Annotated in this window: 19 protein-coding genes; 16 read left to right on the top strand and 3 right to left on the bottom strand. The window is 28.1% G+C overall.

What is annotated here, in order from left to right:
• Nucleotides 1–61: 61 nt before the first annotated feature.
• Nucleotides 62–1,006, bottom strand: coding sequence for a DUF4382 domain-containing protein (locus BM335_RS04245; protein WP_245780603.1), 945 nt, complete (start codon nt 1,004–1,006; stop codon nt 62–64).
• Nucleotides 1,007–1,178: 172 nt separating this feature from the next.
• On the opposite strand from BM335_RS04245, the gene BM335_RS04240 reads away from it, so the two are divergent.
• From BM335_RS04240 to BM335_RS04205, 8 genes are all read left to right on the top strand, one after another.
• Entirely contained in the window at nt 1,179–1,691 is a 513-nt protein-coding gene (locus tag BM335_RS04240; protein WP_090223498.1) for an RNA polymerase sigma factor, read from the top strand.
• 42 nt (nt 1,692–1,733) lie between these two features.
• A complete protein-coding gene (locus tag BM335_RS04235) occupies nt 1,734–2,642 on the top strand; it encodes a FecR family protein (protein ID WP_090223497.1) in 909 nt (302 codons plus the stop codon).
• On the top strand, nt 2,620–5,130 hold the full coding sequence (locus tag BM335_RS04230; RefSeq protein ID WP_090223496.1) for a TonB-dependent receptor: 2,511 nt from the start codon (nt 2,620–2,622) through the stop codon (nt 5,128–5,130). The genes BM335_RS04235 and BM335_RS04230 overlap by 23 nt, the downstream gene beginning before the upstream one ends.
• A gap of 49 nt (nt 5,131–5,179) precedes the next feature.
• Entirely contained in the window at nt 5,180–5,908 is a 729-nt protein-coding gene (locus tag BM335_RS04225) for a sulfite exporter TauE/SafE family protein (protein WP_317041020.1), read from the top strand.
• Nucleotides 5,909–6,017: 109 nt separating this feature from the next.
• Nucleotides 6,018–7,151: a saccharopine dehydrogenase family protein gene (locus tag BM335_RS04220; protein ID WP_090223494.1), complete on the top strand. Its 1,134-nt coding sequence runs from the start codon at nt 6,018–6,020 to the stop codon at nt 7,149–7,151.
• Between the two features lie 68 nt (nt 7,152–7,219).
• Nucleotides 7,220–7,783, top strand: a complete 564-nt coding sequence (locus BM335_RS04215) for a TetR/AcrR family transcriptional regulator (protein ID WP_090223493.1) — start codon at nt 7,220–7,222, stop codon at nt 7,781–7,783.
• A gap of 59 nt (nt 7,784–7,842) precedes the next feature.
• Complete coding sequence (locus tag BM335_RS04210) at nt 7,843–8,625, top strand: SDR family NAD(P)-dependent oxidoreductase (protein WP_245780602.1); 783 nt, start codon at nt 7,843–7,845, stop codon at nt 8,623–8,625.
• Nucleotides 8,626–8,660: 35 nt separating this feature from the next.
• Nucleotides 8,661–9,752: an MBL fold metallo-hydrolase gene (locus BM335_RS04205; RefSeq protein WP_245780601.1), complete on the top strand. Its 1,092-nt coding sequence runs from the start codon at nt 8,661–8,663 to the stop codon at nt 9,750–9,752.
• Between the two features lie 70 nt (nt 9,753–9,822).
• On the opposite strand, the gene BM335_RS04200 is transcribed toward BM335_RS04205, so the two are convergent.
• Nucleotides 9,823–10,170, bottom strand: coding sequence for a toxin-antitoxin system YwqK family antitoxin (locus tag BM335_RS04200; protein WP_090223491.1), 348 nt, complete (start codon nt 10,168–10,170; stop codon nt 9,823–9,825).
• A 513-nt stretch (nt 10,171–10,683) separates the two neighbouring features.
• Between BM335_RS04200 and BM335_RS04195 the strand changes: the two genes are divergently transcribed.
• The 6 genes from BM335_RS04195 to phoU all read left to right on the top strand — a co-directional run bounded on the left by BM335_RS04195 (nt 10,684) and on the right by phoU (nt 15,999).
• Entirely contained in the window at nt 10,684–11,694 is a 1,011-nt protein-coding gene (locus tag BM335_RS04195; RefSeq protein WP_090223490.1) for a hypothetical protein, read from the top strand.
• 101 nt (nt 11,695–11,795) lie between these two features.
• Nucleotides 11,796–12,725 (top strand): PstS family phosphate ABC transporter substrate-binding protein, encoded by a 930-nt coding sequence (locus tag BM335_RS04190; protein WP_090223489.1) that lies wholly within the window; start codon nt 11,796–11,798, stop codon nt 12,723–12,725.
• 56 nt (nt 12,726–12,781) lie between these two features.
• Nucleotides 12,782–13,657 (top strand): phosphate ABC transporter permease subunit PstC, encoded by an 876-nt coding sequence (gene pstC / locus BM335_RS04185; protein ID WP_090223488.1) that lies wholly within the window; start codon nt 12,782–12,784, stop codon nt 13,655–13,657.
• Nucleotides 13,650–14,504 (top strand): phosphate ABC transporter permease PstA, encoded by an 855-nt coding sequence (gene pstA / locus BM335_RS04180; RefSeq protein WP_090223487.1) that lies wholly within the window; start codon nt 13,650–13,652, stop codon nt 14,502–14,504. The genes pstC and pstA overlap by 8 nt, the downstream gene beginning before the upstream one ends.
• Nucleotides 14,483–15,325 carry a phosphate ABC transporter ATP-binding protein PstB gene (pstB, locus tag BM335_RS04175; protein ID WP_262493856.1) on the top strand — a complete coding sequence of 281 codons (843 nt, stop codon included), beginning with the start codon at nt 14,483–14,485 and terminating at the stop codon, nt 15,323–15,325. The genes pstA and pstB overlap by 22 nt, the downstream gene beginning before the upstream one ends.
• Before the next feature lie 11 nt (nt 15,326–15,336).
• A complete protein-coding gene (gene phoU, locus BM335_RS04170; RefSeq protein WP_090223486.1) occupies nt 15,337–15,999 on the top strand; it encodes a phosphate signaling complex protein PhoU in 663 nt (220 codons plus the stop codon).
• A gap of 181 nt (nt 16,000–16,180) precedes the next feature.
• Here the strand turns inward: phoU and BM335_RS15665 are convergent, their stop codons facing one another.
• Entirely contained in the window at nt 16,181–16,345 is a 165-nt protein-coding gene (locus BM335_RS15665) for a hypothetical protein (protein WP_177219152.1), read from the bottom strand.
• A 512-nt stretch (nt 16,346–16,857) separates the two neighbouring features.
• Here BM335_RS15665 and BM335_RS04165 point away from each other — a divergent pair.
• Both BM335_RS04165 and BM335_RS04160 read left to right on the top strand, forming a co-directional pair.
• Nucleotides 16,858–19,113 carry an inorganic phosphate transporter gene (locus tag BM335_RS04165; RefSeq protein ID WP_090223485.1) on the top strand — a complete coding sequence of 752 codons (2,256 nt, stop codon included), beginning with the start codon at nt 16,858–16,860 and terminating at the stop codon, nt 19,111–19,113.
• 151 nt (nt 19,114–19,264) lie between these two features.
• Nucleotides 19,265–21,532 carry an inorganic phosphate transporter gene (locus tag BM335_RS04160; protein ID WP_090223484.1) on the top strand — a complete coding sequence of 756 codons (2,268 nt, stop codon included), beginning with the start codon at nt 19,265–19,267 and terminating at the stop codon, nt 21,530–21,532.
• Nucleotides 21,533–21,541 lie beyond the last annotated feature (9 nt).

The following is a 21,541-nucleotide window of genomic DNA, read 5'->3' as shown; positions in this document are numbered from 1 at the left end:
ATACTGGCTACACTTTTGTATGTAGCCAGTTGGTAATTGTTTTGATTTTAATAAACTTTTATTAACTTTTAGCTTTAAGTTTTACGGCAATATTTATGTTTAATGAAGTGTCTACTGAAATATTGCTTAAGTCAATTCCTGTAAGAGATTCTGCTTCTAAAAGTGTAGAAAACTCTAATTTTCCGTCATCATCTTCATCAGTATAAGATGCATAATGTAATTCGTAATCACCTGCTGCTAAAAAGTTTAATTCATATTTACCAGTAAAACTATTTACACTTGCGCTATTAAGTGCATTGGCAAATAATACGCCACTTCCTTGAGCTTTTGTTTCTTTTGATAAATTAAAGGTTCCTTTTGCATAAGCATATACAATTATTTTATCTGAAGTATTCTCGGTATCATTTACACTCCCTTTAATTTCTCCAGCTTCGGCTTCATTTATAGTTCTAATACTGTTAGCTAATTCACTTTTTGTAACAAATTTAAATTCATTTGATCCTTCAGCAACAATTGCTTTTCTTACATCAAAATCTAATACAATATTGTTTGTACTTGTTGCGAGTACTTCAAAAGAATCGTTAATTTTAATACTGTTAGAAGCATTTTGTAATGCTTTTACAGTTCCATCTATCATTAATACATACGAACCTGGCGCATTTCCATTTGCATCAGTTTCATTATCTAGTTCTAATGTAATGTTAGAATAAGTTCCTGCGTTTAATTCTAAATTACCTAATAATTTAGTCATACCATTTTGGTATTGCATTAAATCAACTGTAGTTTTTGAAAAACCTTCAATAGAAACTCCATTTACTTTTACATCTGCAACAGTTACAATTACGCCTTTAACATTTGTGTTATCGGTTGGCGCATCAGTAATATAAAAATTGGTAGCACTTTTTTCTCCTGATGGATAATTGTCATTATTATCATTTGAACATGACATTATAAAAGTTGTAAGCACTAATAAACTTGCAGCAATTGTTAAATTTAATTTTTTCATGATTCTTGATTTTTTAGTTATTATTGTTTTTTTAGTTATTAATTAAAACTCATTTGCGAGTTACACTAATAAGACAACACACTTTTAAAATACCCTACCTCATATTTTAAATTTTTTATTTTATATCATTATTTTATTTCTATTTTTACCATTATTACTTAATAAAAAACTTATGGATTTCAGCAATTTATGCGATGAAAAACAGTTTGATATTTTTTATAAACAACAGATTAACAATGTTTTTAGATTTATTCTTATAAAAAGTAAAGACAATGATGAAGCACTTGATATTGTTCAAGAAGCTTTTATAAAAATTTGGGAAAATTGCAATAAATTTAAGCTGTCTAAGGCAAAATCGTATTTATTTTCTATTGCAAATAATTTGTTTTTGAATGTAAAAAAGCATGAAAAAGTGGTAAGAAATTACGAAAACACTTCAACCAACCTTTATATTGATGCCGAAACACCTGAAGATACATTAAGAGGAAAAGAGTTTAAAAATAAGTTAGAAAAAGCCTTAAATGAATTAACCGATGGACAACGTGAAGTTTTTTTATTAAATAGAGTGGAAGGAAAAAAATACAGAGAAATAGCCGAACTACTAAACATTTCTGTTAAAGCTGTTGAAAAAAGAATGAGCAGTGCTTTAGTAGTTTTAAGAACTAAAATTGAAGAATTAAAATAATTAAAGTAGGGTAAAGCTAAATTTGGTTGTCATATATATAGTATGAAAAATAGTAAAAACATATCAAAATGGTTAAATAATGAAATGTCTGAAGAAGAATTCTCAGCTTTTCAAACTACCGACGACTATACGTTATATAAAGATATTGTTGAAACAGGTTCTAAAATTAAACTAACTTCTATCAATGAAGAGGTTGCATTAAAAGATTTTAAAGCTCGAATTAAAACTAGAACTAAGAAAAAACCACAGGTAATTTCATTAAAAAACAACTTTATTTTTAAAGTAGCAGCAAGTATTGCATTGTTAGTTGCCGTTTCTTATTTTCTATTAAATAACAGTCAAACAACTTTAAAAACCAATTATGCTGAAAATAAATCATTTACATTGCCCGATGAATCTATTGTTGATTTAAATGCTGTTTCAACCATAACTTATGCTAAATCGTTTTTAAAAAATAGAGAATTAGAATTAGAAGGAGAAGCTTATTTTAAGGTTAAAAAAGGAAGTTCTTTTACGGTAAATACAAGTCAAGGTTCCGTACAGGTTTTAGGAACAAAATTTAATGTAAAAAACAGAGAAAAAGCATTCAATGTTTTTTGTTATGAAGGTCGCGTAGAAGTAAAACACGGGACTGATAAAATTATTTTAACAAAAGGTGAAGGTGTTCAACTTGTAAACAACAACAAACTTATTAAAATTAATAACACAAGCCTAAATGAACCTTTATGGTTAAACAATGAAAGTTATTTTAACCAAGAAATTTATGATGAGGTTTTAGCCGAGTTTGAACGACAGTTTAATGTGAAAATTATAACTAACAATATAGATACCGGAGAGCTTTTTACTGGAGGATTTAATAATAACAATTTGGAAACAGCTCTTAAATCTATTACATTACCTTTTAATATCAACTACCAAATAAAAGATAATGAAATTGTTTTATCAAAATAAATTTTGGATAACGCTATTTATTTTTATCACTTGCTTTTTAAAAGTAAACGCACAGCAAAGTTTTTCTTTTTTACAAGAAATACAACAGCTTGAAACAAAGTTTGATGTTAAGTTTTCCTACGCAATTACAAGTATTGAAAATATTCAACTTCAACAAAAAATTTCAACTTCAACAACCTTAAATGAAGCGTTAATTTACATAAATATGCATACGCTTTTGGTAGCTGAAAAAATTGATGATCGGTTTATTTCTATTGCTCCGAAATTAGAAAACATAAAAGTTTGCGGTTTTATACTTAATAAAGAATCCAAACCCATTAGCAATGTGTCAATCTTAATTTCAGGTAAATTTTACGGAACAGTTTCTAAAGATAGTGGAGAATTTGTTTTAGAAAATTTAAAAATTACAGATATTATTGAGTTTCGATATTTGGGCTTTGCTACCCTTAAAAAAAATGTAAATGAATTAATTGCTCCAAATTTAAATTGTGTAACTATTATATTGTTTGAAGATGAAGTTGAACTAACAGAAGTTTTTATTCAAAATTATATCACCAAAAACTTATCAAAATCTAACGATGGAACTATTAGTTTAGATACAAAATCGTTTAATACACTTTCCGGACAAGTAGAGCCAGATTTGTTGCAAACATCTCAAATTCTTCCAGGTATTGAAAGTCCAAACGAATCTATTTCAAATATAAATGTAAGAAATGGAGTAAGCGATCAAAATGTTATTTATTGGGATTATATTAAAATGTACAATCCAACGCATTTTTTTGGACTTATTTCAGCCATCAATCCCAACTTAACTAAAAAAATTTCAATTATTAAAAATGGCACAAGTGCCAAATATATTGGTGGTGTTTCTAGCACTATGTTATTAGAAACTAACGCAACAATTTCTGATAATTTTAGCGGTGGAGCAGGTTCAAATTTTATTTATTATGATGCTTTTTTTAACATTCCAATTTCCAATAAAATTGAATTAAAAACGTCCTTTAGAAACTCTAATAATAATTGGTTTAACACACCAACTTATAAATCATATTTTAATAAAACATTTCAAAATACCGCTATAAACAATAATCAATCTAATTCTAATTTTAACTTTTATGATGTAAATGTGAGCGTATTATATACACCTACAAAATTTAGTTCAATAAAAGTCAATTACATAAAAATAAACAACAATCTTGATTATAATGAGTTTAATAACAACAATTTAACTGATAAAATAAATCAAAATTCAGATGCAATTGGAGTTCATTATGATTTTAAAGTAAATGAAAAAATGAATGCTTCGGTTTCAAGTTATTATTCAAAATATTCGTTGTTTTCTAACAATTATCAAAACAATCAAGAGCAGTTTGTAAATCACGAAAACGAAGTGCTTGAAAATTCTATTAAAACCTCTCTAAAATATCTTTTTAATAAAAATTTAAGTTTTGAAACAGGTTATCAATTAAATGAAACGGGCGTATTAAACAAAACGTATGTTAATATTCCGTTGTATAATAGAATTGAAAAAAATGTAATACTAAATCACGCTGCTTTTGCTGAAGTTAATTACCAAAATAATAATTGGTTTTTACGCTCAGGTATAAGTTTCAACTATTTTAGTAAAATAAATGAAACCTCTATTGAACCACGATTAAATTTGAGTTATTCGCTAGATAAAACTATGAGTTTAAATGCTCAATTTGAAAATAAATCGCAAAATACTTCACAAGTAATTGACTATTTAGATGATTTTTTAGGTGTTGAAACCAGACGTTGGGTTATTGCTGATGAAACTATTCCACTAGTAAAAAGCAATCAATTTTCTGTTGGAGGAACATATAAAAAAAATAATCTTTTAATCGATTTAAGCGTATTTTATAAAACTATTGATGGTATATTAATATCAGGTCAAGGTTTTCAAAATCAAGTAATAAACAAAAGATTAAGTGGTGAACAAAAATCGAAAGGCATTGAAATATTGTTGAACAAAAAAACAAAAAAAGCAGATTTTTGGATTGCCTATACTTTTAGTAAAAGTGATTTATTTTACAAACAGCTAAATCAAAATTATTTTCCGAGTAATAATGATATTAGGCACTCATCAACCCTCGGTTTAAATTATTATTTTAATAAGTATTTGAGTACTTCTATTAGTGGTATTTTAAAATCGGGAAAACCGTATACTACAATTAATAATCAAAATCAAACTATTGAAAATAATGGATCTGTAACCGTTAATTACAATATGCTAAACAGCGAACGATTAAAATCATATAATCGGCTAGACTTTTCCGTAAACTACCAATTTTTAGATTTTAAAAAAATACAATCAACCATAAAATTAGGGGTTTTAAATGCACTTAATAAAAGAAAAGATTTAGATGTATATTATGTTGTTGATAAAACCGATACTACAAAAGCCACAGAAATTACTGTTAAATCTATGGAGTTTACGCCTAATGTTTCTTTAAGAATTAATTTTTAGTTGCTTGTACTTTTATTGTAACTTTAATTGAAGTTTCAGTTAAAGCATTTTGGATTATTTACTATTATTTATTTTATTAGCACTAATTGCTGAAATATTTGGAACCATTGGCGGATTTGGTTCTTCGCTATTTTTTGTGCCAATAGCCAGTTTTTTTCTAGATTTTCATTCGGTTTTAGGAATCACCGCCATATTTCACGTATCAAGCAATATTACTAAAATTGCATTTTTTAGAAAAGGTTTTGATAAAAATTTGGTTATTTGGGTTGGTATTCCTGCTGTTATTTTTGTAATGATTGGAGCCTATATTAGTAAGTTTTTTCAAACAGTACTATTAGAAATACTATTAGCTATTTTTTTAATTATAATAAGTTTAGGATTTATAATTTTTAAGAATTTTTCCATTAAACCAACTATCAGAAATTCTATTTTTGGTGGTATTTTTTCAGGTTTAATTGCCGGTATTGTTGGAACTGGAGGTGCAATTAGAGGGATTACTTTGACTTCTTTTAATTTATCAATTCAAACATTTATTGCAACTTCTGCCATAATAGATTTAGGAATTGATGCTAGCCGAAGCGTTATTTATTATTTAAACGGTTATGTTCATAATCACGATTTGTATTTAATTCCAATTTTATTAATTACAAGTATATCAGGAACTTATATAGGTAAATTAATTTTAAATCATATTTCACAAGAAAAATTTAAACTTATTGTATTAATATTAATACTTGTAACTGGAGTAATTACATTTTTCAAATTTGTGTTTTTTTAATTGAACAAAATGGTTTCTTTTGTCAAAATATATTGTAATTTTAGTTACTAAATTCTTACATCTTCAGCAAGAATTTTAAATTCAAATTTTTATTTTTAATATTTCTTTTATGAGCAAAATACTTGTTTTAGGTGCCGGAATGGTTGGTAGCGCAATGGCTATTGACTTATCAAAAAAATATGATGTTTCTATTGCAGATTTTAACAAAAAAGCATTGTACAAAGTGTTAAAAAAATGCGGCGATTTAAACACCATAATTCTTGATTTTTTAAACATAGATGAACTTCAAAAAACAATTAAGCAGTTTGATTTAGTTGTTTGTGCCGTTCCAGGATTTTTAGGTTACCAAACTTTAAAAGCTATTATTGAAACTAAAAAAGATGTTGTTGACATTTCATTTTTTTCAGAAAATGCTCTAGAACTAAATGATCTTGCAAAAAAAAATAATGTCACAGCAATTGTAGATTGTGGTGTTGCTCCAGGAGTTGGAAATATTATTTTAGGGTATTACAATGAAAAACTAAAATTAACCGATTTTGAATGTTTGGTTGGCGGTTTACCTAAAGTTAAAAAATGGCCATTTAGCTATAAAGCACCTTTTTCTCCTATTGATGTAATTGAAGAATATACGCGACCTGCACGTTATATTGAAAATGGAAATATTGTAGTTAAAGAAGCGCTTTCAGATTGCGAATTTGTTGAATTTGATAAAGTAGGAACATTAGAAGCTTTTAACTCAGATGGTTTGCGATCTATTATTTATACAATGCCACATATTTTAAATATGAAAGAAAAAACCTTGAGATATCCTAATCACGTAGAGTATATTAAAGTTTTAAAAGCAAGCGGATTTTTTAATAATGAACCTATAAAAGTTAATGGCAAAAAAGTAATTCCATTAGAAATTTCATCAGCTATTTTATTTAATGAATGGAAACTAGAAAATAACGAAGAAGAGATTACTGTGATGCGTATTTCTTTAGATGGTTTTGATGAAAATGGTCGTTTTAAAAAAGTTGTATATAATTTACACGATGAATATTGCCATAAAACCAACACTTCATCTATGGCAAGAACCACAGGTTATACAGCAACTGCTGCCGTAAATTTAATTTTAAACAATATTTTCAATGAAAAAGGTGTTTTTCCACCAGAACTTGTAGGAAAACATGAAAATTGTTTCAACTTTATTTTTGACTATTTAAAAGAACGAAACGTTCTCTATACCAAGACAGAAAATTAATTTTTTTTATAATTATTTGGAGATTTAAAAAAATGCAATACATTTGTTGACTGATTAGTCAATTTAAAATGGACAAACGAGAATTATTATTAGAAGCAGCAACCAAACTTTTTGTTGAAAGAGGTTTACATGCTACTCCAACATCAGCAATTTCAAAAGAAGCGGGTGTTAGTGCAGGAATTTTATTTCATTATTTTAAAACCAAAGATGATTTAATTGATGAATTATATGTTTCCATAAAAAAGGAATTTACTGCTACTATATTAAATAATTTAGATAAAATAAATGCTGATCTTGGAAAATTGCGTTTAATCTGGTCAAATTCTTGGAATTGGGGGTTGGATAACGATTTGAAATTCAAGTTTTTATTACAATTAGACAATACAAGTTGTTCTGTAAGAGTAAAAAGTCATCCTGAAATTATTGAAAAGTATGAACTATTCAATAGTTTAATTCAACAATACATTAATAAAGAGTTGATTAAAAATATGGATACTCATTTTATTATGGGTACTATGTTTGGTTTAATTACGTCTATGATTACTTATTTAACGCAATTTCCTGAAAAAAGAAACGATCAAGTATTTATAGAACAAGCTTGGGAAATGTATTATAATTATTTAAAAGCATAAAAAAATTTGAACATTGTATTGAGTAAATAGTCAGTTTAATCAAAAAACAACATAATATTATGATTACCAAAACAGCTTTAATAACAGGCGCAAGTACTGGAATTGGAAAAGAGTTAGCTACTATTCATGCTTCAAAAGGAGGGAATTTAGTAATTGTTGCTCGTAATAAAAGTAAATTAAATCAACTTAAAACCAATTTAGAAAAGCAGTACAATATAAAAGTTATTGTAATTGCTAAAGATTTAAGTAATTTAAATGCGCCTCAAGAAATTTATAATGAAATAAAACAACAAGGTATTGAAATAGATTATTTAATAAATAATGCTGGTTTTGGAGCTTTAGGTAAATTTCACGAATTAGATTTAGCGCGACAAATTGAAATGATTAACTTAAATGTTACTTCATTAACAGCTTTAACACATTTATTTTTACCAGAATTTGTAAAACGGAACAGTGGTAAAATATTAAATACATCATCTACAGCTAGTTTTATGCCTGGTCCGCTACAAGCTGTTTACTTTGCAACAAAAGCGTATGTTACATTTTTTTCAAACGCACTTTCAGAAGAGTTACATGATACTAATATTACCGTTACCAATTTAATGCCGGGTGCTACCGAAAGTGAATTTGGAGCAACATCTGGTATGGATAAAACTGAAATGTTTACAAAAACAGCCACTGCATATTCGGTAGCTTTAGATGGTTATAACGGTATGTTAAAAGGAAAAATTGATGTTATTTCTGGGTTAACATTGTCTCAAAAAATAATGATGGCTTTCATACCTTTTATGCCTAAAAAAATGGTATTAAAGCAAGTTCGTAAAATGCAAGAGGTTAAATAATGATTAAATATATATTTAAAATTATTAAAAGAATTATGATAGGAATATTATCAGTTGTTGGTGTCATCACTTTAGTGGGGGTCACTTTTATAAATGTAAGTCCACAGTTTGGTGCAGGTGCAAAAGACTTAAGTTTAGAGCGCATTAGAAAATCTCCAAATTTTTTAAATGGCACATTTATTAACTCAGAAAAAACAGTTCAAAATACAGGTTTTAAATGGAGTACTATTCCAAAGTTTTTTACAGATGGTAATAATAAAAAACCTTCAAAAGATTTGCCAATGCAAAAGTTAACAAAAAGCTATTTTGAAAACAAACCGCAAAAACCAAGAATAACTTGGTTTGGTCATTCAGCCACATTTGTGGAATTTGAAGGTTTAAATATTTTTATTGATCCAATGTTAGGTGATGTTCCTGCACCACATCCATTACTGGGTTCAAAACGGTTTCAAAAAGAATTACCAATATCAATAGATTCTTTACCAAAAATAGATGTCGTGTTAATTTCTCACGATCATTATGATCATTTAGATTATGGTTCTATTATTAAGTTAAAAGAAAAAGTAACTAAATTTTATGTTCCTTTAGGTATTAAAGCACATCTAATTTCGTGGGGAATTTCAAAAGAAAAAATTACTGAATTTGATTGGTGGGAACGTATAAATTATAATAGCGTTGAGTTTATTTCAACTCCTGCACGTCATTTTTCGGGACGAGGAATAACTAATAGAAACAGTACTTTATGGTGTTCTTGGGTATTGAAATCTGAAAATTCAAATATATTTTTTAGTGGCGATAGTGGCTATGGAAAACACTTTAAAGAAATTGGCTCAACATATGGTCCTTTTGATTTTGCGATGCTAGAATGCGGACAATATAACGAACAATGGTCACAAATTCATATGACTCCAGAAGAAACCATACAAGCAAGTATTGATGTAAAAAGCAAGTTAACTATGCCAATTCACTGGGGAAGTTTTAATTTGGCGTTACATAGTTGGGACGATCCAATTGTAAGAGCTTCAAAAAAAGCTTACGAATTAAATATTAAATTAACAACACCAAAAGTTGGTGAAGCTATTGTTTTGGATGAAAGTAATTTCCCTTCTGAAAAATGGTGGAAATAAAAGATATTTTTAAATAAAAAAAGCAACTCAGTAAAACTGAATTGCTTTTTAGAAAAAAGAAAATTAGTTGTTAGTTTACTGCTACAATTTTTTCTTCAACATTTATAATTTTATTGTTATCATAAGTTACTAAATTTACTTTGCCGTCTTTAAAATAAGACCAAACGCCGTCTTTTTTACCATTGTTATAATATGCTATAGCTATTTTGTTTCCTTGCACATCATAACTCACCCACATTCCTTGTAATTTTTCATTTTTATTAAAAAATCCCTCTCTCTCAATTACTGTGTTATTATCGGCAAAATAATAGGTAGCTTTAATTAAATCATTATCTACTTTTTTAAATTCAACCTTTTGCTCTTGTGAAAATGCTGCTACACAAAACAACATTAAAATAATATTTACAACTGTTTTCATAATATATTTTATTAATAATTAACTCATTTTAAACTACATATCAAATGTAGTTTCTTTACTTTATATTAAGAATTAATTAACGTTAAGTTTACATTAAGTTTTTTAAAAAGTAATTTAAATAACTGATAATCAAACATATAATACATATTTCAAATGCACTCAAAAATTTGCATTATTCAAAAGCTTGTTTTATAAGTTTGTAAATTTTTGTTTAAAATTAAAAATTACTTGCGTTAAACTTTATTTATTAAATAACATCCACTTAACTTTAAATTAACATTAACATTGGTTATTTGCACTGACAAAAACTAATACATATGAACTGTAAAGCATTTTTTACACACTTTACTTTTTTAGATACTTCCATTTTAATTTTAAATGGTATGTACTTCTTTTTATGTTTTAATTTTTTCAAAAAAATAAAATAGACACTTATAATTAAGTGCTATTCGTTTAATTAAAATTTTAAAATATTTTCGTTTTAAACACGAAAAAAATTAAAACAGTATTACAATGAAAAAACAATTATTATTATTATTAAGTGCAATGCTTATTTCTATAGCTGCAATTTCTCAAAATTCTAGTGAAGATTTTAAACCAAGTGGTGATATTCAGTTTAAAGTATTTTGGAATTATCACGCAGATTTTAGTGACAACGCGACTAAAACAAGTGCTTTTGAGTTAACGCGCTCATATTTAGGTTATAAATATGCATTCACTAAAGATATTTCGGCAAAAATAACTTTTGATGTTGGTAGTAACTCTGCAGGAAGTGAATACACTGCATTTTTAAAAGCTGCTCAATTAGATTGGAAAGTTGCTAGTAGTGTAAAATTAAGTATGGGTTTAATTGGAATGAAACAATTTAATGATCAGGAAGATTTTTGGGGATATCGTTATTTGTTTAAATCTTTTATGGATGAAAATAGTTTTGGAAGTAGTGCAGATTTAGGTATTAATGCTGAGTTTTCACTAAGCAAAAATTTAAAAGCAAATTTTCTAATAGCAAATGGAGAAGGCTATAAAAAATTACAAGATACAGATGGGTATCAAAAATTTGGAGGAAGTTTGGTATTTACTCCAATAGAAGGTTTAACAACCAAAATTTATGCAGATAGTCAAAAATCTGCTACATCAAAAGCACTAACATCTGTGGCATTATTTGTAGGTTATGAAATGTCTAATTGGAGATTAGGAGCAGAGTTTAATAAATTACAAAATGGTAAAAAATACTCAAGCCCAATAGACAATCATAATTTAGATGGAGTATCATTTTATTCAACCTATGTAATTAATAAAAAAGTTGAAGTATTTGGACGTTTTGATCAACTAAGCTCTAATACTTTATCAGGTGAGTCAACTGCTTGGAATACTTCAAATGATGGAAACCAAATAATAGCAGGTATACAATACGCTCCAATTAAAGGATTAAAATTTGCATTAAACTACCAAGGGTTTAGTTTCGACAATGCTTCTTTAGATAATGAATCTTTACTGTTTTTAAATGCAGAATTTAAATTATAGTCAAATTAACGTAAAGAAATCAATATCAAACAAATAATTTTCAGTTAACTTAAACTTAACAATCAAATCATTCCTTTGTAAAACAATTAAAGAATATAAAAATGAAAAAATTAGTATTTATCATCTCTCTAGCAATTTTAGCAGTTTCTTGTGGAGAAAAAAAAGCAGAAAAAACATCAGAATTAACAGGGTCAATTGCAATTGATGGATCTGGAACAGTTTACCCAGTTTCAGAAGCAGTTGCAGAAGAATTCTTAAAAACGGAACCTAAAGTAAAAGTAACGGTAGGTGAATCTGGAACAGGTGGAGGATTTAAAAAATTCGCAACTGGAGTAACAGATATTAGCGATGCATCAAGAGAAATTAAAGGGAAAGAAATTGAACTTTGTAAAGAAAATGCAATTGAATATATTAAATTAACAGTTGCTTTAGATGGTATAACTGTTGTAATTAATAAAGATAATACTTGGGCTAAAAGTATGACTACTGAAGAACTTAAAAAACTTTGGGAACCAAACAGTACTATTAAAAAATGGAATGAAATTAGAGCTGAATGGCCAAATGAAGAAATCCATTTATACGGACCAAACACATCTCACGGAACGTATGATTTTTTTACAGAAGTAATTATGGGTGAATCAGGTGCAAGTAGAACAGATTATAATGCTGTATCAGATTACAATGTTGCAGTACAAGGAATAGAAAAAGATGTAAATGCTTTAGGTTACTTTGGATTATCGTACTATGAAGAAAATAAAGATAAATTAGGTGTTGTAGGTATAGACAACGGAAGTGGTGTTGTATTGCCAAGTATTGAAACTGTTGCAAACAACCAATACGCACCTTTATCAAGATCATTATTTATTTTTGTAAATACAAAATCAGCACAACGTCCAGAGGTTGAGAAATTTGTTAAATTTTATTTAGAAAATGCTCCACAATTATCGAAAGAAGTTGGTTATGTTCCAATGCCACAAAGTGGTTACGATGAACAAAAGGCTGCTTTTGAGGCAATTTTAATAAAAAAATAATTATTCAATTTAAATAAATATATGCCGATAAGTTTGCTTATCGGCTAATGTATTTTATGAAAATTAAAGAAAAAATAATTGAATTAGTTTTAAAGTTTTTTGCTTCTATTACAATTTTGACAACTGTTGGAATTATAGTGGTGCTACTTTTTGAAAGTATTGCTTTTTTTAAAAGTGTTTCTATTTTAGACTTTTTAACAGACACTCAATGGACACCACTTTATAGTGAAAAACATTTTGGTATTTTAGCGTTAGTTTCTGGAACTTTTTTAACTGCAGCAATAGCCATAGCAGTAGCTTTACCAATTGGACTAACAATTGCTATTTATTTAAACATGTATGCGCCAAAAAGTTTTAGAAAAGTATTAAAACCTTTTTTGGAAATTTTAGCGGCTATACCAACTGTTGTTTATGGTTTTTTTGCTTTAACCATTGTTACACCTTTTTTGCAAACTATTTACCCAGATTTAGAAACGTTTAATTCATTGTCTGCCGGAATTGTAATGGGAATTATGATTATTCCTTTTATTTCTTCATTAAGTGAGGATGCATTGCACGCAGTACCTAAATCGTTAAAATTAGCCTCTTTCGGAATGGGCGCTACTAGGTTTCAAACGGCTTTTAAAGTAATGGTTCCTGCAGCTTCATCAGGTATAATTGTTTCTATAATATTAGCAATTTCAAGAGCTATTGGCGAAACAATGATTGTTGCAATTGCAGCGGGCCAACAACCGCAATTAACATTAGATCCAACAGTGCCAGTTCAAACAATTACATCGTACATTGTACAAGTGAGTATGGGTGATGCACCTCAAGGCTCTATTGAATATAAAACAATATTTGCGGCAGGATTAACCTTATTCCTATTTACATTTATTTTAAATAGTATTAGTTTTTATATTAAGAAAAAATACCAGGAAAAATATGAATAATCTTCAGAAAAATAGATTTATAGATCAGGTGTTTAAAATATTAGGTATTTTATTTACAATGCTTGGGATTTTTATTTTAGGTGTTTTAATTTATAATATTTTAAAAGTAGGTGTCACTAGAATTAATTGGGATTTTTTAACTAGTTTACCTTCTAGAAGACCTGAAAAAGCAGGGATTTATACGGCTATTATTGGTACTTTAGATTTAATGTTATTAACCATAATATTTGCAATTCCAGTAGGAGTTGGTGCTGGTATTTATTTAGAAGAATATGCTAAAAAATCTAAATTTTCATCATTATTAGAAATTAATATCTCCAACTTAGCAGGGGTACCATCAATAATTTATGGACTTTTAGGTTTGGGAATTTTTGTTCGCTTTTTTGGGCTTGGTGGTAGTATTTTATCAGGTAGCTTAACTTTATCATTATTAATATTACCAATAATTATTGTAGCAACGCGTGAGGCTATAAAAGCTGTTCCACATTCTTTAAAAGAAGCGTCTTATGGTTTGGGTGCTTCTAAATGGCAAACAATTAAAAATGTTGTATTACCTTCATCTTTCGGAGGAATATTAACCGGTATTATTTTATCTTTATCAAGAGCAATAGGTGAAACAGCACCTTTAATTGTGGTTGGTGCCATGGCTTATGTGCCGTTTGTACCACATTCAGTTTTTGATACGTTTTCAGTACTTCCAATGCAAATTTTTAGCTGGACCACAAGGCCACAACAAGGATTTGCAATTGCAGCATCTGCAGCTATCATCATATTATTAATTATAACATTTGTAATGAATGGAATTGCTGTTTACTTTAGAAACAAATGGCAAAAGAAATTGAAATAACAATGGAAAACATAAAAAGCACAAAAATAGATTCACCTGAAATAGTGGATGAATCAACCCAGCAAAATGCTTCTAGAATTGAAACCAAAGGTGTAAAAGTTTGGTATGATGATTTTATGGCAATTAAAGGAATTGATATGGTTATTAAACCAAATACAATTACTGCATTTATTGGACCTTCTGGCTGCGGAAAATCTACATTTCTTCGTTTATTTAACAGAATGAATGACTATGTTGAAGGTTTTAAAATGGAAGGTAAAATAAAAATTGATGGCGACAATATTTATAAGAAAAAAGTAAATGTTGAACAGTTGCGTAAAGAGATTGGAATGGTATTTCAAAAACCAAATCCGTTTCCAAAATCAATTTTTGATAACGTTGCTTATGGTCTTCAAATTCAAGGAATAAAAGATAAAAAACTAATTAACGAACGTGTTGAAAAAGCATTAAAACAAGCCGATCTTTGGGAAGAAGTTAAAGATAATTTAAAAAAATCTGCCTTGGCTTTATCTGGTGGTCAGCAACAACGTTTATGTATTGCGCGCACACTTGCAGTACAACCTTCTATTTTGTTAATGGACGAACCAACATCGGCATTAGATCCTATTTCAACAGCAAAAATTGAAGAGTTAATTCATCATTTAAAAGAAGAATACACCATAATTATTGTAACACACAATATGCAACAAGCCTCTAGAATTAGTGATTATACAGCATTCTTTTACTTGGGTGAATTAATTGAATATGATAAAACGCGAAAGATTTTTACAAATCCAGAGAAAAAACAAACAGAAAATTATATTACAGGTAGATTTGGTTAAAAAATTATATTATGATAAATATTGAAGAACAAAGAGTTACTTTAAGTAAAATTGGAGAAGAAATGTTAAACTTGTGTCAAAACCAAGTAGAACAATCTTTTGAAGCATTTATCACTTTTGACACTGATATTGCAGAAGAAGTAATTTTAAAAGAAAATAGAATTAATGCGCTGGATTTAAAAATTGAAAGAGATTTAGACAATTTTATTGCATTAAATAATCCTGTAGCTACAGATTTGCGTTTTGCATTAGCATTGCTAAAAATTAATTATAATCTTGAACGCATTGGTGATCAGGCTTTTGATATTGCAAATCATACCATAGATTTAAACCAAAAATTAGCACCTGAATTAGTAGAAAAACTACAATTTAAAGTAATGTTTGAAACTTTAGAAAGTATGTTTAAAGATATTGTAACAGCATATACTGATGAAAACTTAAAAGCAGCCAGAAAAGTATTTAAAAAAGATAAAGTTATCAATCAAATAAATGCAAATACTTTTATTGTTGTTGAAGAAGAAGTTACCAAAAATCCCGCATTGGTAAAACAATATTTAATGGCCTTAGTTGTGATGAAAAAGTATGAAAAAATAGGAGATTTGTTAAAGAATATCTCTGAAAGCATTATTTATTATATTGATGCTAAAATATTGAAACACAAAAAGAAAAAGTAGTTTAAAAAGAGCGCAATTAAGCGCTCTTTTTTTATCTATAAAGTTTCCATTTTCAAATAAAGTATCTTTAGAACTATACAATAATTCGGCGACCTCAATAGTTTTTTTATAAAATCATTTACGTTAGAATAATCGTTAAAAATTGAAGAAGCCATTTCAAAAGTTATTAAATCTTTTCGTATTAATTTATCAATAAATTTATTATTTTGTTTAAATCTTTTACGTCTTTAATAATTTCCTCCATTTTTCTGTGGGCAATTTTTATTTCAGTAATAATATTATTTTGCTTTTTATTTATTTTTAAATCGTTTTGAGCCGTTGCAGCATAATCTAATAATTTCTCCACAAATATTTTTTACTTTTTTTAAATATACAGCATCAATACTTATTGGTAAATCCTGGATAGATTCATTAAACAAATAAAATGATGGCTAAAGCAATAAAAAAAGAAATTTTCGAATCATATTTTTTACAAAAGTAGAAGTAAACATACATTTTTTAATGATTAAATAAAAGACAATTTTTAAATGATAGTTTAAATAAATTTTAATAATTACTTAATATTTACATTACATGAAACTGTTTTAAATTTTCGAATTTTGACAAGAATTATTAGCTATAATAATTCCTTCATTTCATAAAGTCTATTAGTTTTTGTCAACAAGATTTTGAAATGCTCTGGCTACCAATTTCTTTGGTAGCCTTTTTTTATTTCATTACATAAAATAACATAATGTTAACATTAACTTAACATTAGAGTAGGTTCTTTGCAACGACAAAAACTAATAAAAAGTAGAGATAACATATTGTAAATAAACACAAAATCAGTTATTTCTAAAAAAACAATAAAACTAATTTATGGATAATATATATTTATTAATGATTATTGCCCTTGCTGTATTAGCGGTTGCCGATTTAGTTGTAGGGGTTAGTAATGATGCTGTAAACTTTTTGAACTCTGCAGTTGGTTCTAAAGCGGTATCAATGAAAACAATTATGATTGTTGCCAGTATTGGAATTGCGCTTGGTGCTATTTTTTCAAGCGGAATGATGGAAGTTGCGCGAAAAGGCATTTTTAACCCTAACATGTTTATGTTTGCGGACATTATGGTCATATTTATGGCAGTAATGATTACCGATATTTTATTGCTAGATTTCTTTAATACCATTGGTATGCCAACTTCAACAACTGTTTCAATTGTTTTTGAATTATTAGGTGCGGCAGTTGCAATTGCTTTGGTTAAAATTTATGCAGGTGGTGGCGGTTTTTCGGAAGTTGTAAATTATATTAACACCTCACAAGCCACAGAAATTATCATTGGAATTTTATTATCAGTAATAATTTCGTTTACTGTTGGGGCAATTGTACAGTATGTAGCACGATTATTATTGTCTTTTAATTACGATAAAAAAGCTGCTTGGGTTGGTGCTTTATTTGGCGGTATTGCATTAACATCTATGGTGTATTTTATTCTTTTAAAAGGAATTGGAGGAACAGGAATTGCCAAAGCTAGCTTTGCCATAACTGAAGGGAAAACTATCAAAGAATTTTTAGAAATACATGCAGTGCCAATTATTGCAATTAACCTAGCATTTTGGTCTGCATTCTCTTTTGTTATAATTCAGTTTTTAAAAGTTAACATTTATAAAATAGTTATTATTGTTGGAACTTTTGCTTTGGCATTAGCGTTTGCTGGTAATGATTTGGTGAATTTTATTGGAGTTCCAATCGCGGCATGGCAATCATATCAAGTTTGGGCTGTTTCAGGAATTCCAGCAACAGAATTTGGAATGTCCTTTTTAGCAGATAAAGTTCCAACACCAACATTATTACTTTTTATATCGGGAATTGTAATGGTGTTAACATTGTGGTTTTCAAAAAAAGCAAAGTATGTTGCGCAAACAGAAATCAACCTATCAAGAGAAGGAAATTCAAAAGAACGTTTTGAACCTAACTTTTTATCAAGAGTTTTGGTAAGAAGTTCAAAAGCTATCGCATTTTATTTTGATGCAAAAACCCCAAAATCAATTCAAGATAAAATTGAAAAACAGTTTGAAAAACCGCAAATTCAGATAGAGCATGCGAAAAATAAAGATTTACCTGCGTTTGATTTAGTTAGAGCCGCAGTAAATTTAATGGTAGCCGGAATTTTAATATCTATTGCTACTTCATACAAATTACCCCTGTCTACAACGTATGTAACTTTTATGGTTGCTATGGGATCATCATTATCAGATAGAGCTTGGGGAAGTGAAAGTGCTGTTTACAGAGTTGCTGGCGTAATGAATGTAATTGGCGGATGGTTTTTTACAGCTATAATTGCTTTTATTGCAGCAGCTACAGTTGCATATCTAATTCATATCGGTGGATCTGTAATGATAAGTGTTTTATTGCTGTTTTCAATATTAATTATTGCAAGAAATTCTTTAAACTATTTAAAAAAATCTAAAGAGCTTAAAGCTGAAGATAGTTTAAACAATGCCGAAAGTAATTCTGTTCAAGGAGTTATTGAAGAAAGTGCAAATAATATTTCAAAAGTATTAAAACGCGTAGACAAAATACAAAGTACTGCTATTGATGGGTTGGTAAAGGAAGATTTAAAAAAGCTTAAAAAAGCTAAAAATGATGTAAGTAAACTAGAAACTGAAATTGAAGATTTACAAAATAATATTTTCTATTTTATTAAAAACTTACAAGAATCATCCATTAGCGCTAGTTCTTTTTACATTGATGTAATAAAAACATTGCAAGATATTGCACAATCTATAGGTTTTATTTCAAAAATAAGTTATAAACATATTCATAATAACCATAAAGCTTTAAAAGAAAATCAAGCAAGTGAGTTAAAAGAAATTGAGTTACAATTAAATGAGATGTTTTCAAAAACACGCTCAGTATTTGAAACGCATTCTTTTAATCAAATACCATATTTAATTGAAGAACTTGAAAACCTTTTGGCAGAAGTTGGTAATTACACTCAAAAACAAGTTGAAAGAACTAGAACCACAGAATCTAGTCCTAAAAACACAACGTTATATTTTAGTATTTTACTTGAATTTGAAGATTTACTAAAAGCAAAAATAAATTTACTTGAATTATATACAAAAGTATAATTTTATAAAACTTTTTTAGAAGATTATTTAAGGGATTTAGGAAACTAAATCCCTTATTTGTTAAGAAATTATTAATAAAAAGGAAGTTTTAAATAGTATTAAAAAGAATTACTTACTATTTTTACCAAAATATAAAAAATCAACTAATTATATGGATAATTTATACTTATTAATGATTGTTGCATTAGCAATTTTAGCCATTGCCGATTTGGTAGTTGGTGTTAGTAATGATGCGGTAAATTTTTTAAATTCTGCAATAGGATCAAAAGCAGTTTCATTTAAAACAATTATGATTGTTGCCAGCATTGGTATTGCTTGCGGTGCCATTTTTTCAAGTGGAATGATGGAGGTTGCAAGAAAAGGTATTTTTAATCCTGGAATGTTTATGTTTAGCGATATCATGGTCATTTTTATGGCCGTAATGATTACCGATATTTTACTACTCGATTTTTTTAATACGCTTGGTATGCCAACTTCAACAACGGTATCAATAGTGTTTGAATTATTAGGAGCTGCTGTTGCTGTTGCATTAATAAAAATTGGCGCAGATTCAGGTAATTTTGCTGATGTTGTTACTTATATTAATACTGAAAAAGCAACGCAAATTATTTTTGGTATTTTACTCTCTGTAGTCGTCGCATTTTCCGTTGGAGCATTAGTTCAATATTTATCCCGTTTATTATTATCATTTAATTTTGAAAGAAAACCAAATTGGGTGGGCGCATTATTTGGCGGTATTGCATTAACCTCAATTATGTATTTTATTTTAATGAAGGGAATAGGTGGAACCAATTATGCAAAACAAAGTTTCGATTTTATTGGAGGAGAAACAATTAAAGATTTTTTAGAACATTATGTATTTGCAATTGTTGGGGTAAATTTAATAATTTGGTCTGCGTTAGCTTATGTGTTAATAGCATATTTTAAAACCAATATTTATAAAATAATTATTATTGTAGGAACTTTTGCTTTGGCATTGGCTTTTGCAGGAAACGATTTGGTAAACTTTATTGGAGTTCCGATTGCTGCGTGGCAATCTTATGAAGCCTGGGTTTCTTCTGGTGTTCCAGCCACTGAATTTGCAATGACAATTTTAGGTGAAAAAGTACCAACGCCAACTGTTTTATTATTTATTGCAGGAATGGTTATGGTTGTAACTTTATGGTTTTCGTCAAAAGCAAAAAGTGTTGTAAAAACATCTATAGATTTATCTAGTCAAGGTGAAACTAAAGAACGTTTTGAGCCAAACTTTTTATCAAGAGTACTGGTGCGCGGTTCTATATTAACTTCAAAATATTTTTCTGTTATTGTTCCAAATTCACTTCAAGAAAAAATTGAAAAACAATTTGAAAAACCTGTAATTGAATTAGTTCAAGGAAAAAAACATGAATTACCAGCGTTTGATTTAGTGCGTGCTGCTGTTAATCTAATGGTTGCAGGTGTATTAATATCAATTGCAACATCATACAAATTACCATTATCAACAACCTATGTTACATTTATGGTTGCCATGGGTTCGTCTTTAGCAGATAGAGCTTGGGGAAGTGAAAGTGCTGTTTATAGAGTTGCGGGTGTACTAAATGTAATTGGTGGATGGTTTTTTACTGCAATAAGCGCTTTTATTGCTTCTGGAGTTGCAGCATATTTAATTTATTTAGGAGGAGCCACTATGATTGCTATTTTGTTATTAATAGCCGTTGCCTTACTAATAAGAAACTCATTAAGTCATCTTAAAAAATCTAAAGAAATAAAAGCTGAAGATAGTTTAAACAGAGCTGAAAGTAAATCGGTTCAAGGAGTAATTGAAGAAAGTGCTGATAATATTGCAAAAGTTTTAAAACGTGTTAGTAAAATTCAGGAAAACACTATCAACGGTTTAATAAAACAAGAATTACCAACGCTTAAAAAAGCAAAAAATACTGTTGGAAAATTAGAATCTGAAATTGAAGATTTACAAAATAATATTTTCTATTTTATTAAAAATTTAGATGAATCGTCAGTAAGCGCTAGTACTTTTTATATTGATGTAATTGGAGATTTACAAGATATTGCACAATCTGTTGGATTTATTTCAAAAGTAAGTCATAAACATATTCATAATAATCATAAAGGGTTAAAAGTTAATCAAGCTAAAGAATTAAAGGAAATCAGTGAGAAACTGAATCACTTATTTGGTAAAATGAGAGAAATTTTTGATACGAGATCTTTTAATAAAATTGGAGCTATTATTGAAGAGAAAAAAGAGTTATTGATAGATGTTTCAAAATGTGCTCAAAAACAAGTTGAAAGAACTAGAACAACGGAATCTAGTCCTAAAAACACAACGCTTTATTTTAGTATTTTGTTAGAAACAGAAGATTTAATTAAAGCTACAATGAGCTTGTTAGAATTGTATGCAACTAAAAACAAGAAAAAATAGGTTTTAAAT

The organism is Lutibacter maritimus (assembly GCF_900116115.1).
Taxonomy (GTDB): domain Bacteria; phylum Bacteroidota; class Bacteroidia; order Flavobacteriales; family Flavobacteriaceae; genus Lutibacter; species Lutibacter maritimus.
The sequence above is the reverse complement of the archived record's forward strand: the minus strand, read 5'-3'. Positions and strand labels throughout refer to the sequence as shown.

Bases quoted from the DNA above. Each gene is read 5' to 3' on its own strand.
- BM335_RS04220 (WP_090223494.1), top strand. From the start codon at position 6,018: ATGAGCAAAATACTTGTTTTAGGTGCCGGAATGGTTGGTAGCGCAATG.
- BM335_RS04165 (WP_090223485.1), top strand. From the start codon at position 16,858: ATGGATAATATATATTTATTAATGATTATTGCCCTTGCTGTATTAGCG.
- BM335_RS04160 (WP_090223484.1), top strand. From the start codon at position 19,265: ATGGATAATTTATACTTATTAATGATTGTTGCATTAGCAATTTTAGCC.
- BM335_RS04230 (WP_090223496.1), top strand. From the start codon at position 2,620: ATGAAATTGTTTTATCAAAATAAATTTTGGATAACGCTATTTATTTTT.
- phoU (WP_090223486.1), top strand. From the start codon at position 15,337: ATGATAAATATTGAAGAACAAAGAGTTACTTTAAGTAAAATTGGAGAA.
- pstA (WP_090223487.1), top strand. From the start codon at position 13,650: ATGAATAATCTTCAGAAAAATAGATTTATAGATCAGGTGTTTAAAATA.
- BM335_RS04245 (WP_245780603.1), bottom strand. From the start codon at position 1,006: ATGAAAAAATTAAATTTAACAATTGCTGCAAGTTTATTAGTGCTTACA.
- BM335_RS04210 (WP_245780602.1), top strand. From the start codon at position 7,843: ATGATTACCAAAACAGCTTTAATAACAGGCGCAAGTACTGGAATTGGA.
- pstB (WP_262493856.1), top strand. From the start codon at position 14,483: ATGGCAAAAGAAATTGAAATAACAATGGAAAACATAAAAAGCACAAAA.
- pstC (WP_090223488.1), top strand. From the start codon at position 12,782: ATGAAAATTAAAGAAAAAATAATTGAATTAGTTTTAAAGTTTTTTGCT.
- BM335_RS04240 (WP_090223498.1), top strand. From the start codon at position 1,179: ATGGATTTCAGCAATTTATGCGATGAAAAACAGTTTGATATTTTTTAT.
- BM335_RS04215 (WP_090223493.1), top strand. From the start codon at position 7,220: ATGGACAAACGAGAATTATTATTAGAAGCAGCAACCAAACTTTTTGTT.
- BM335_RS04195 (WP_090223490.1), top strand. From the start codon at position 10,684: ATGAAAAAACAATTATTATTATTATTAAGTGCAATGCTTATTTCTATA.
- BM335_RS04235 (WP_090223497.1), top strand. From the start codon at position 1,734: ATGAAAAATAGTAAAAACATATCAAAATGGTTAAATAATGAAATGTCT.
- BM335_RS04205 (WP_245780601.1), top strand. From the start codon at position 8,661: ATGATAGGAATATTATCAGTTGTTGGTGTCATCACTTTAGTGGGGGTC.
- BM335_RS04190 (WP_090223489.1), top strand. From the start codon at position 11,796: ATGAAAAAATTAGTATTTATCATCTCTCTAGCAATTTTAGCAGTTTCT.
- BM335_RS04200 (WP_090223491.1), bottom strand. From the start codon at position 10,170: ATGAAAACAGTTGTAAATATTATTTTAATGTTGTTTTGTGTAGCAGCA.